This window comes from Janthinobacterium agaricidamnosum NBRC 102515 = DSM 9628 (assembly GCF_000723165.1).
In the GTDB taxonomy this organism is placed as follows: domain Bacteria; phylum Pseudomonadota; class Gammaproteobacteria; order Burkholderiales; family Burkholderiaceae_D; genus Janthinobacterium; species Janthinobacterium agaricidamnosum.
Map to the genome: position 1 here is coordinate 1,063,822 of NZ_HG322949.1, position 11,804 is coordinate 1,075,625.

The following is an 11,804-nucleotide window of genomic DNA, read 5'->3' on the forward strand; positions in this document are numbered from 1 at the left end:
ATAATGCTACACGATTCGAATTTCCGAAAGCCATGCGCTCGCTCCTGCACCATTATCTTCCGCGTTTCTTGCCCTATCCAGCCTTTATCGGGCTGTATGTGCTGTTCGACTGGGCCACCTATATCGATCCGCTGTACGGCTTGAACATCACGCCCTGGAATCCCGATCCGTCGCTGGGCCTGGTGTTTTGGCTGCTGTACGGACGCAAGGCCGCGTTGCCGCTGTTTTGCGCGCTGCTCAGCGGCGAACTGCTGGTGCGCGGCTTGCCGGCCGGACTGGGGCTGACGCTGGTGGCGTCACTGTGGCTGACCTTCGGTTATGGCTTGATCGGCGAGGCGCTGCGGCGCAGTTTCAGCAGCGGCGATATTTTCGACAACCGCGGCCGGCTGTTTACGTGGGTGGCGATCGTGGTGGCCGGCACCCTGATCAACGACCTCGGCTATATCACGCTGCTGTGGCATGCCGACCTGATCCCGCATGGCGAATGGAGCTTGGCGGTGTTGCGTTTCGGCATAGGCGACACGGTCGGCATCGTGGTCTCGATGCCGCTGCTGTGGATGCTGGCCAGCCAGCGCGGCCGCGAGCGCCTGTACGCGATTGTCTGGCGCTGGGAAACCGTGGCGTACCTGGCGCTGTCGATCTTTGTGCTGTGGAGCGTGTTCGGTTCGATCGCCAGTTCCGAATTCAAGCATTTTTATTTCCTGTTCCTGCCGGTGGTCTGGGCTGCGTCGCGCCAGGGCTTGTACGGCACGGCGCTGATGGTGTTCGTGCTGCAACTCGGTATCATCACGCTGGTCAAATGGGCCCATGTGGTCGATCTGGAAGTCTATGAATTGCAAATGCTGGACGCGGTGCTGGCGCTGGTCGGCTTCTTTATCGGTATCGTCGTCGATGAAATGCGCCAGGTGGCCGATGGCTTGAAACATACGATGCGGCTGGCGGCGGCCGGCGAGATGGCCGCCGCGCTGGCGCATGAGTTGAACCAGCCGCTGACGGCCTTGTCGACCTATGGCAAGGCGTGCGAATATCTGCTGGAGCGCGGCGAGGGCGGCGAACGCCTGAAAAGCGCGATCCATCACATGATCATCGAATCGGGCCGCGCCGCCGAAGTGGTGCGCCGCCTGCGCGACTTTTTCCGCACCGGCTCGATGCAACTGGAAGCGGTCGAGGCGAGCGTGCTGATCCGTTCGATCAGCGCCCAGTTCGCCGCGTCCTTTCTCGAACACGAGGTCGAGTTGACGGTGGGGGAATTGCCGCGTCTGTCGGTCAACGCCGACCGCCTGCAAATCGAGCTGGTGCTGCGCAACTTGCTGGCCAATGCGCTTGACTCGGTGCTGACCCAGCCGCGCGGCCAGCGCCGCATCAGCCTGTCGGCCGATAAATTGAGCGGCGCCCGCTTGCGGTTGTCGGTCGAAGATAGCGGCAACGGCATTTCCAGCAGCCTGGCGGCGCGCCTGTTCGAGCCCTTCGTCTCGTCCAAGGCGAGCGGCCTCGGTCTCGGCCTGGTGCTCAGTCGTGCGATCGTCGAAGCCCATGGCGGAAGCCTGTGGGCCGAAGTGGGCGCTCACGGTATATTCAGATTCATCCTGCCTTTGGCGGATTCGGGAGGACAGATTGACGACTAACCTGACAGTATTCATCGTTGATGACGATCCGGCGGTGCGCGATGCGCTGGGGCTGCTGCTGGGCGTGCGCGGCTACCGCACGGCGGTATTCGCCAGCGGCGAGGCGTTCCTTGCCAGTTGGCGCAAGGAATGGTCCGGTTGCCTGCTGATCGATATCCGCATGTCCGGCATGGATGGCCTGAGCCTGCAGCGCCGCCTGGCCGAACTGGACTGTGTAATTCCGGTGATCATCATCACCGGCCATGGCGACGTCGGCCTGGCAAGGGAAGCGTTCAAGGCCAACGCCATCGATTTCCTGGAAAAGCCGTTCGACCATGACAAGCTGATGACGGCGATCGACGAAGCGTTCTTGCAAGAACAGAAAATTCGCCAGCATTTGCAGCACCGCGAGCGCAGCCTGGATTTGCTGCGCGTGCTGACGCCGCGCGAGCGGGAAGTGATGGAGCTGGTGGTGATCGGCCAGCACAACCGCGATATCGGGCCGGCGCTGGGCATCAGCGTGCGCACGGTGGAAGTGCACAAGGCGCGCCTGATGAGCAAGCTGGGGGTCGATAATGTGGCCGACCTGGTGCGCATCAGCATGTTCGATAATGCCGAATAACAAGGCTTGAGCAACTGTACCGGGAAGGGGACTCTGGTGCGGCCCGGCTATGCCGGGACAGGTTTTTAGCCGGCGTGGGCGGCTTCCGGCTCGATCGCCGTTTCGGTCAGCAAGCCGCGCGTCGCGCGGATGGTTTTATCGGCGGCGCGCTGCAATACCACTTTGCGGTTGCTGGTTTCGTGATCGCGCTGGTTTTCCTTGTGCCAAAGATGAAATACTTCAGTGGCGAAAGCGCCATCCTTGCGCATCACGCCCGCATTGTACAGACGCACCACCAGGTCGGAATCTTCATGGCCCCAGCCGAGGAAGCTTTCATCGAAGCCATTGACCAAGTCCAGGTCGCTACGCCAGATCGCTAAATTGCAACTTTTAATGCGTCGCCAGGAAAAATTCCTGCTGCGGCGTCCCATGTCGGGCCAGGTGAACAGCAATTGCAGGATCTTGTTCATATCGCCCTGCAGGCGGTATTTGATTTTTTCTAATAAACCCAGCGTGTGCAAGTCGACCTGATGCGCAAGGGTGCGCGCTGTCAATGTGGGACTCAGCAAAATACGGCTGCCCGACACCAGGTAACCTGGCGTCGCCAGACGCCTGTGTTGTGCGACAAAATCTTTTTGCGGAATGCAGTCACCATCCAGAAACACAATATACTCGCCGCTCGCCGCCAGCGTACCCTTGTTGCGCGCCATCGCGGCACGGAAACCCAGATCGGCTTGCCAGATATGGCGCAGCGGCACAGGCGAGCGTTGTTTCAACTGCTCGATACAAGCTCGTGTGTTGTGGGTCGAGCCGTCATCGGCGATAATGATTTCGAAATTCTGGTCACTTTGCAAAAAACACGCTTCCACTACCGCCGCTAATGCGTCGGGACGGTTGTAAGTGGTGATGACGAGCGATATGGTGATTGCTTGCTGCATGGTGTTGTTACTGAACAAGTGGGTGACCTTGGCAAAAATGCTTACAAGAAGCAATGAATCATAACTCAATACTATCAATCGCCGTGAAAGTTCTTCGTGGTGCAAGGCTATTTTTCGGTCTGCGGGATACGCCCCAAAAAGTACATGCTACATACTAATGCATTTCCGACTCCCTTTTAACGATAGATGATAGCGGCCAGCGTGCCGCGCCAGGTTCGCACCTGGCGTGGGTGTGTGGTGTGCAATGTGCCAGGGACTTCCCGATAAAACCGGCTGCGGCCTGATTGTGAAAGAAATTGAATGGAAAATAGTGCTGTCATTGGCCGCTTGCTACGAATCGTCAAGCCATATCAGGCGCGCGCCTATTGGTCCTTGTTGGCCATGGTCGGCGCCGCAGTTACCCAGCCGATGCTGTCCGATGCGTTGAAATACCTGATCGACAATGGTTTTGGCGACCATAAAGTACCGTTCAACGCCTGGTGGGTGCCGCTGATCCTGATTTCCGTGTTTGGCATGCGCGGCATTTTTACGTTTTCCATCGCCTACCTGAATAACTGGGTTACCAGCCGGGTCTTGAACGATTTACGGCGCGCCATGTTCGAACGCCTGTTGCGTTTGCCGGTATCGAACTTCCAGGATAAATCGACCGGCACCATGATCAATACTGTCATCGGCGACGTGCGCCAGGTGGTCGACATGATCAATTCGGTATTCCTGTCTTTTTTGCGCGACGGCTTGACCGTGGTGGCCTTGCTCGGCTACCTGGTTTACCTGAACTGGAAGCTGACGCTGGTGGCGCTGGTGATCGTGCCGCTGACCACGGTGATCGTGCGCACCACCACCGGACGTCTGCGCAACCTGAACCGTGAAAATCAACGCGTTACCGGTGAAATGACGCAAGTGGTGGAAGAGGCTGCGCGCGGTCACCAGGTGATACGGGTGTTTTCCGGCGAGCGCTATGAACGCGAGCGTTTCGAGAAGCGCAGCGAATCCTTGCGCGGTTTTTCGCAGCGCATGACGGTGGCCTTCGCGGCAACGGCACCGGTGACCCAGATCGCCACATCGCTGGCGGTGTCGGTGGTGGTGGTGATGGCGATGTCGCAAAACATCACGTCGGGTGAGTTCACCTCGTTTGTCACCGCGATGCTGATGTTGCTGGCGCCGCTGAAAAGCCTGGTCGAAGTCAATGGACCGTTGCAGCGTGGCATGGCGGCGGCCGAGACCGTCTTCGAGATGATCGATGCGCCGGTTGAAGCCGATCCCGGCACCCAGGTAATACAGCGCGCGCGCGGCCATCTCAAGTTTGAACATGTCAACTTCAGTTATGCCGGCCAGGGCAAACCCGCGCTGAGCGATGTGTCGCTGGAAATCGCTCCCGGCGAAACGCTGGCGCTGGTCGGCATTTCGGGCGGCGGCAAGTCGACCATGGTCAACCTGGTCACGCGTTTTTATGCGCCCGATTCGGGCCGCATATCGCTCGACGGAATTGCCTATGACGAACTGACCATGACCAGCCTGCGCGAACAATTGGCGATGGTCAGCCAGAATGTGGTGCTGTTCGACGACACGCTGGGTGCGAATATTGCCTATGGCGTCGAAAGTGTCGATCCGCAACGTCTGGCGGCGGCGGTCAAGGCGGCTCATCTGGACGAGGTGGTAGCGGCATTGCCGAACGGCCTGGACACCATGATCGGCGAAAACGGCGGCCGGCTGTCGGGCGGCCAGCGCCAGCGCGTGGCGATCGCCCGCGCGATCTACAAGGATGCGCCTATCCTGATCCTGGATGAAGCCACCTCGGCGCTCGACAATGAATCCGAGCGCGCAGTGCAATCGGCGCTGGAAACCCTGATGGCTGGCCGCAGCACCCTGGTCATCGCGCATCGCCTGTCGACCATCGAAGGCGCCGACCGCATCGCGGTGATGGACCGGGGCCGCGTGATTGAAATCGGGCGCCATGAGGAATTGCTGGCTAATAATGGCATGTACGCCAATCTGTATCGCTTGCAGTTCAGCAAGGACGGCGCATGACAGGGGCGCGCACGCTGGTGATTTCGCCGAACTGGATCGGCGACGCCGTCATGGCCCAGCCGCTGCTGCAATTGCTGCGCGCGCAGCAGCCGGGACGGCCGATCGATGTGCTGGCGCCGCCCGGCGTGGCGCCGGTGTGGCGCCAGATGGCGGAAGTGGACCAGGTGCTGGAAACGCCGTTCCGGCATGGCGCGCTGCAACTCCGGGAGCGCTGGAAATTCGCCCGCCTGCTGCGCCTGCGCGCTTACGCCGACGCGTATATCTTACCCAATACATTGAAATATGCGCTGATCCCGTGGTTGGCCGGCATTCGGCGCCGGGTCGGTTACAAGGGGGAGAGCCGCTATGGCTTGATCAATGTGATGCATCACGACGAGCAGAACAGCCCGCGGCCGATGGTGGCGTTTTACGCCGCGCTGGCTGGTGTTCCCGGGCCGCTGCCGCCGTCTGGCGTGCCGCGCCCGAAGCTGCTGGTAGAGCCGGCGCAGAAAGCCGCGGCCTGCGCCCGGCTGGGGCTGGACTTGACGCGGCCATTGCTGGTGTTTGCGCCCGGCGCCGAATTCGGTCCGGCGAAACGCTGGCCAGCCGCGCATTTTGCCGAACTGGCCGGTCTGGCGCTGCAAGCCGACAGCGCCACCCAGATCGTTTTGCTGGGTTCGCCAAAAGACCGGGAAGTATGTGAGCAGATTTGTGCGATGATGCGGCGGCCAGGTGTCTCCAACCTGGCCGGCGCCACCAGCCTGGCCGAAGCGGTGGCCTTGATCGCCCAGGCAGGCGCGGTGGTCAGCAACGATTCCGGCTTGCTGCATATTGCTTCAAGCTTGAACCGGCCGGTGATCGCCCTGTATGGTCCGACCGACCCGGATCACGCACCGCCGTTTTCCGACCGCTCGCGGGCGCTGTCGCTGCGTCTCGAATGCGCGCCGTGCCGGCAGCGCGAATGTCCGCTGGGACACCAGAATTGCATGCAGCAGATGGGGGCCGGCATGGTGTGGCTGGAGCTGGGCGCCTTGCTGGAAGCGGCGCCGGCGACAGTGCCGGCCGCCGGCTTTTAAGCTGGTTGGCCGTTAGCCGTGGTCGTCGATTTGCCGGTCAGGCAAAAACCGACGAGGATGCACAGCATCATCACATAAAAGCTTTTCGGAACCATCAGCCAGAACATCACGTCGGTCAAGCCGAATATCATAAAGCAAATCACCAGCACCACGCCGCCCAGTGCCGGTGAATGCAGCTCCGTGTTATCGCTGCGCAAGGCTTTAGTGAAGAAGGCCAGTGGCGCGAAATACATCAACAACAAGAAACTGAAATCGACCAGGCCGCCAGTGGCCAGGAAGTGCAATGCATCGTTGTGGCTGCTGCTATAAGCCAAGGCCATCGACTCTTGCAGCCGGCCTTGATGCAACAATGCATAGAGGCTCTCCTGGAATACGCCGCGTCCCACTCCGAGCAAGGGATGGTCGCTGAACATCATCCACGATGCTTTCCAGAGTTCCAGGCGTGTGCCGACCGAGGTGGCGACTTGATTGTTGGCGTAATAGCCGTGCACATCGCTGAAGACCATGGCGATACGCTGCGCCGCGGTGCTGTTTTTCTCAAGGAGCAACAGCACGATTAATGCCACAGTCGATAAAACTCCATATAGCAACGCTTTTTGATAGCGGATGCGATGGTGGCGCAACAAGGGAATCACGGCAAACGGCAGCGCTACCCATCCGCCGCGCGAACCCGACAATATCGATGCGATGAGCGCGAAAGCAAAGGCGACCCAAGGCAGCCAGGAAATTTTGCTTTTACGAAATTCCGGCCAGCCGCACAGTGCCAGCAAACCGGTGGCGAGCGCCAAGTCACCATAAGTAATCGCATGGCTGGTGAACCCTTCGGCACGCTCCATGCCGAGCCAGCCGCATTGAACTAAAGCAATAATTCCAGCGACGATTGCTGCAAGGCAAATACCTAGCCAAAAAGAGCGGATGCTTGGTTTGAGGAAGCCGACAAAACCGATGCAGCTCAATCCGAACAGTAGCCGTGAAGGGCCGTCCAGCCAATGCACAGATTGTGTGTCGAACAATACACGTATCAGTGAAAGCAGAAAATAGCCGGCAAAACCCGTGACTATCCACACGATTGCCGGCCAATGATTAGCGTAGAATCGGCCCATGCCGCGATGCGCGAGCAAGATTGCAGTAAGCAAAATGATAACTTGCGTCAATGCCATGCCGAATGATGTGGCAAAACATAGTATAGGGAATAAGAATACGACTGCAGAGGCAAATTGCCATGTCTTTTTGTTATTGTTGTGCATTTGATTGATTAGATCGAAATTTATTTGATTCAAAAGTGCCAAGGACAGGCCGTTGACTGTGTATTATATAGAACCGAACTTACTAGGCTTGAATGTCGATACAATTGTTTCATATTATTATTTCCCGAACCGACAATATAGGTGATGTCGTTTTGACATTGCCATTGGCGGGATATTTGAAGCACTTATATCCCGGCGTGCGCATCGATTTTTTATGCCGCGCCTATGCCGCCCCAGTCGTGCGTCATTGTCGTTTTGTGGATCATGTCGTCACGGTCGAATCGCTGGAAGATGATCCGCAGGCTTATTTTGCGGCGTCCGGCGCCGACACCGTGGTGTTCGCCTTTCCGAAGCGTCAACTTGCCCAAGCCGCTAAAAAGGCCGGCATCCTCAACCGCGTCGCCACCAGCCATCGTCTGTATCACTGGTTCTTTTGTAACAAGCTGGCGCATTTTAGCCGCGCCAGATCGATGTTGCATGAAACTCAACTTAATTTGAAGTTGCTGCAAGGACTGTGCATCAAATCCGATCTGGCGCTCGATCGCATTCCGGCTTTTTATGGCTTGTCGGCGCCGTCCAATGCGATGGTTGACGCACTGTTCGACGACCATCCATTCAACCTGGTCTTGCATCCCAAGTCGAACGGCAACGGCCGCGAATGGCCGATTGCGCATTACGCCGAACTGGCCCGGCTGCTGCAGGCCGATGCGGGAATTCATGTATGGATTACCGGCAGCATGGCCGAAGGAGAATGGCTGGCGACGCATGGTACGGCTTTGCTGAGACTGCCAAACGTGACGAATTTATGCGGCAAGTTTGACCTGGACGGCTTGCTTGCCCTGATAGGCGCCAGTGACGGATTGGTGGCCAGCGGTACCGGACCTTTGCATATTGCCGCGGCGCTGGGCCGGCCCACGCTGGGACTGTTTCCACCGATAAAGCCAATTGATATTACGCGCTGGGGGGCGCTGGGCGAGCGCGCGGCATCGATGGAAAGCGAGAACAAGTGCGGGAAATGTCTCGACGTGAATACCTGTTCTTGCATGCAAGCTATTATACCGGCACGGGTGCAGCAGGCGGTACTGGCCTGGCGCCATCAGGCCACGGCGCCGCTGGCGCTGGCTGGCGACGCCGAAGCGACGGTATGACGTCAACCCTGTCCGATCAGGTAGGCAACACCTGATCGGACAGTTTCTTCAAGCTCGGTTCGCGCGTGCCTGATGTCAGGCCGGCTGTTGCGCGCGGGTCGCCACGCCCGAGTTGATTGCCGCCAGCGACACTGCCGGCGCCACGCGGGCGCGCAGGCGCGGATCGAATGGCGACGGGATCAGTTGCAGCGGATTCAGCGCGCTGTGGCTTTCGCCCGGCAGCGGTTCCTTGGCCAGCGCCGCGATGGCGCGCACGCAGGCCAGCTTCATTTCTTCATTGATGGTGGTCGCGCCGACGTCGAGTGCACCGCGGAAGATGTACGGGAAGCACAGCACGTTGTTGATCTGGTTCGGGTAATCCGAACGGCCGGTGGCGACGATCGCGTCGCTGCGCACTGCATGCACGTGTTCCGGCGAGATTTCCGGATGCGGATTGGCCAGCGCGAAAATCAATGGACGTTCGGCCATCGACGCGACCATCGCCGGCTGCACCACGCCGCCTTTCGACACGCCGATGAAAATGTCGGCGCCGACCATCGCATCGGCCAGGCTGCGGTCCGAGGTGTCGTTGGCGTAGCGCGCCTTGTTCTCTTCCATATTCGCATCGCGGCCCGGGTAGATCACGCCCTGGCTGTCGCACACTTTCAGCAGCGACTTGTTCAAGCCCAGCGAGACCAGCAGGTCGAGGCAGGCGATCGACGCCGCGCCGGCGCCGGACACCGCCACGCGCACTGCGCCGATTTGCTTGCCGACCAGTTCCAGGCCGTTCAGGATGCCGGCCGCGACGATGATCGCGGTGCCGTGCTGGTCGTCGTGGAACACCGGAATTTTCATGCGCTTGCGCAATTCCTGCTCAATGTAGAAGCAGTCCGGCGCCTTGATGTCTTCCAGGTTGATGCCGCCGAAGGTCGGCTCCATGCGCACCACGGTATCGATGAACAGGTCCGGATCGTTCTCGGCCAGTTCGATGTCGAACACGTCGACGCCGGCGAATTGCTTGAACAGGCAAGCCTTGCCTTCCATCACAGGTTTGCTGGCCAGCGGGCCGATATCGCCCAGGCCCAGCACCGCGGTGCCGTTGGTGATCACCGCCACCAGGTTGCTGCGCGATGTGTACAGGCCGGCCGCTAGCGGATCGTCGACGATCGCTTCGCAGGCGTAGGCCACGCCCGGCGAATATGCCAGCGTCAGCGCGCGCGCGTCGTCCAGCGGCTTGGTCGGCACGACCGACAGCTTGCCGGCGCGCGGCAAGGCGTGATAAGCCAGCGCGGCTTCTTTTAATGACAGATCGGCGGATGGCAAGGTTTGTTGCGTGGTATCAGAGGTAGACATAAGGATGAGCAGAGCGGTCGCGGGACCGGGGTGAGTGGTAAGTCGAAAGCATGGTATGCAAGCGCTTGCACGCTGTCAAGTACGGATTTCCGTAGCTTGTTATAAGAATGCTATAACTGTGCGGACTTTGGTCGTGCAAGCGTTTGCTGTTCCCGGACCCGCGAGTGCGTTAAAATCGCGACATTGCCATCAGAGAATTCCATGTCCAACAAAATTCCCACCTTAAGCGATGTCGCCAGGGCCACGGGCGTGCATTTTTCGACCGTGTCGCGCGTGATGAACCCGGAAACCCGGCAGATGGTCAGCGCCGAGGTGGCAAAACGGGTGCTGGCCGAAGCGGGGCGGCTCGGCTACCGGCCGAATCGCGCCGCGTCGACCTTGGTCACGCGCAAGTCGCACATCATCGGCGTGGTCTTGCCCGACATTACCAACGCAGTATTCCCGCCTATCCTGCTGGGCATCGAAGAGGGACTGCGCAAGCATGGCTACCTGTCCATCGTCGCCAATGTCGGCGCCGACGAGGAAGAACAACTGTTTGTCATCAACCGCTTGCTGGGCCAGCAAGTCGACGGCCTGATCCTGGCCACGGCGCGGCGCCACGATCCGGTGATCAAGATGTGCATCGGCCAGAACGTGCCGGTGGTGACCGTCAACCGCAGCGACGAAACCGGCATCGCCTCGTGCGTCGTCAGCGACGACGTGTACGGCATGCGGCTGGCGGTGGAACATTTGCTGGGGCTGGGACATCGCCACATCGCCCACATCGCCGGCCCGGAAAACCTGTCGACCGGCCACGTGCGCCGGCTCGGTTTCCTGGCGGCGATCCAGGCCAGCGAACTCGATCCGTCGCAAGCGTTTGTCTTTGAAAGCAGCGGTTATTCGCGCGAATGCGGCAAGGCCGCGTTGCTGGAATTGCTGCGCCAGTCGCCGCGGACCACGGCGGTGGTGTGCGGCAGCGACCTGGTGGCGATCGGCTGCTACGATGCCTTGAAGGAACTGGGCCTGAGCTGCCCGGAAGACATTTCCGTGGTCGGCCATAACGACATGCCGTACATGGACATGATACGGCCGCCGCTGAGCACGATCCGCATCCGCCACCACGGCATCGGCACCGAAGCGGCGCGGCTGATTTTGCAAACCATCGACAACCCCGGCAGCGCCGTGCTCGACGTGCGCCTGAAACCCGAAATCGTGCTGCGCGAATCGACAGCGGCGCCACGGTCTTGCCCCAGATCTTGAGCCCGCCGCACTTGATTTGATCTTTCGCTCTCTTTGTATCCGTATGCCAACAATTGAATAGACTGTGTTCTAATCTGTTTCATATTGATTAAGGTCAAGCGGCTATCCGGGAGTGGAACGTGGTTCAAAAAACACTGCAACAATTACTGCCGAAACATTTCGGCATGCCGGGCAATTCCTGGCGCTATGCGCTGGCCAGCGATTACGGTTATTGTTCGCCGCTGCTGCAAGGCATCGAATTTGAAAACGACTGGGTCACCATCCACGAATGCAATATCCGCATCAGGGCCGGTTATGCGTGGGATGGCTGCTCGCCGTGTTTCAGCGTGCTGGGTCTGTTTTATCTCGGCACGCCGGATGGCGCCCAGCACCTGGGCTTGCCGGCCACTTACCACGCCAGCCTGGTGCACGACGCGCTGTGCCAGTGGCGGACCGAGATTCCGGTGACGCGCGACGTCTCGATCGCCATCTTCCATCAATTGATGAAAGACGTGAAATTTCCGCTGGCCGGCCTGTATGCCGCGGCGGTATTCCTGTTCGGGCCACGGCGCTTTTTTACGCCGCCAGCGTGCAGCCAGGAGGCCGCCGAGCCGCGCCATTTACGGCAATAAG

At 59.6% G+C, this 11,804-nt stretch carries 9 protein-coding genes and 1 pseudogene; 7 read left to right on the forward strand and 3 right to left on the reverse strand.

The genetic code is table 11. The features are described 5' to 3' along the window. The first annotated feature begins 32 nt into the window (after positions 1-32). A complete protein-coding gene (locus GJA_RS04540; protein ID WP_081905252.1) occupies positions 33-1,625 on the forward strand; it encodes a sensor histidine kinase in 1,593 nt (530 codons plus the stop codon). Beyond that, on the forward strand, positions 1,615-2,226 hold the full coding sequence (locus GJA_RS04545) for a response regulator transcription factor (RefSeq protein WP_038489212.1): 612 nt from the start codon (positions 1,615-1,617) through the stop codon (positions 2,224-2,226). Before GJA_RS04540 ends, GJA_RS04545 begins: the two co-directional genes overlap by 11 nt. Positions 2,227-2,291: 65 nt before the next feature. Here GJA_RS04545 and GJA_RS04550 read toward each other — a convergent pair whose 3' ends face one another. Continuing rightward, positions 2,292-3,248, reverse strand: a complete 957-nt coding sequence (locus GJA_RS04550) for a glycosyltransferase family 2 protein (protein WP_242404449.1) — start codon at positions 3,246-3,248, stop codon at positions 2,292-2,294. A 195-nt stretch (positions 3,249-3,443) separates the two neighbouring features. Between GJA_RS04550 and msbA the strand changes: the two genes are divergently transcribed. Both msbA and waaF read left to right on the forward strand, forming a co-directional pair. After that, on the forward strand, positions 3,444-5,171 hold the full coding sequence (msbA, locus tag GJA_RS04555) for a lipid A export permease/ATP-binding protein MsbA (protein WP_038489215.1): 1,728 nt from the start codon (positions 3,444-3,446) through the stop codon (positions 5,169-5,171). Then, positions 5,168-6,226 carry a lipopolysaccharide heptosyltransferase II gene (gene waaF / locus GJA_RS04560; protein WP_038489217.1) on the forward strand — a complete coding sequence of 353 codons (1,059 nt, stop codon included), beginning with the start codon at positions 5,168-5,170 and terminating at the stop codon, positions 6,224-6,226. The genes msbA and waaF overlap by 4 nt, the downstream gene beginning before the upstream one ends. On the opposite strand, the gene GJA_RS04565 is transcribed toward waaF, so the two are convergent. After that, positions 6,223-7,386 (reverse strand): O-antigen ligase family protein, encoded by a 1,164-nt coding sequence (locus tag GJA_RS04565; protein ID WP_169803235.1) that lies wholly within the window; start codon positions 7,384-7,386, stop codon positions 6,223-6,225. The two genes, waaF and GJA_RS04565, sit on opposite strands and share 4 nt — an antisense overlap. A gap of 263 nt (positions 7,387-7,649) precedes the next feature. On the opposite strand from GJA_RS04565, the gene GJA_RS04570 reads away from it, so the two are divergent. Next, positions 7,650-8,621, forward strand: a complete 972-nt coding sequence (locus GJA_RS04570) for a glycosyltransferase family 9 protein (RefSeq protein WP_051780286.1) — start codon at positions 7,650-7,652, stop codon at positions 8,619-8,621. A 93-nt stretch (positions 8,622-8,714) separates the two neighbouring features. Here the strand turns inward: GJA_RS04570 and GJA_RS04575 are convergent. Then, a pseudogene (locus GJA_RS04575) lies at positions 8,715-9,953 on the reverse strand (malic enzyme-like NAD(P)-binding protein); the annotation flags it as partial. A 201-nt stretch (positions 9,954-10,154) separates the two neighbouring features. On the opposite strand from GJA_RS04575, the gene GJA_RS04580 reads away from it, so the two are divergent. Both GJA_RS04580 and GJA_RS04585 read left to right on the forward strand, forming a co-directional pair. Beyond that, positions 10,155-11,192 (forward strand): LacI family DNA-binding transcriptional regulator, encoded by a 1,038-nt coding sequence (locus tag GJA_RS04580; protein WP_038489223.1) that lies wholly within the window; start codon positions 10,155-10,157, stop codon positions 11,190-11,192. A 119-nt stretch (positions 11,193-11,311) separates the two neighbouring features. Continuing rightward, positions 11,312-11,803: a hypothetical protein gene (locus GJA_RS04585; protein ID WP_051780289.1), complete on the forward strand. Its 492-nt coding sequence runs from the start codon at positions 11,312-11,314 to the stop codon at positions 11,801-11,803. Position 11,804: the final 1 nt, after the last annotated feature.